The sequence below is a fragment of the Streptomyces sp. XY431 genome (genome assembly GCF_001279805.1).
GTDB classification, from domain to species: Bacteria; Actinomycetota; Actinomycetes; order Streptomycetales; family Streptomycetaceae; genus Kitasatospora; species Kitasatospora purpeofusca.
In genome coordinates this window covers 1-216 of sequence record NZ_LGDO01000451.1, presented here as the reverse complement: position 1 = coordinate 216, position 216 = coordinate 1, and the positions used below count along the sequence as shown (strand labels likewise).

Annotated in this window: 1 rRNA gene; it reads left to right on the top strand. The window is 57.9% G+C overall.

Annotation, left to right across the window (positions count from 1 at the left end):
• Nucleotides 1–216 (top strand): 23S ribosomal RNA (locus ADK60_RS28515); the annotation flags it as partial.

Here is a 216-nt window from a genome sequence, read left to right as displayed (position 1 = left end):
ACCAAGTCTGTACTAGGTGAGCGATGGGGTGACGCAGGAAGGTAGTCCAGCCCGGGCGGTGGTTGTCCCGGGGTAAGGGTGTAGGGCGTTGTGTAGGCAAATCCGCACAACATGAGCCTGAGACCTGATGCCGAGCCGATTGTGGTGAAGTGGATGATCCTATGCTGTCGAGAAAAGCCTCTAGCGAGTTTCATGGCGGCCCGTACCCCAAACCGA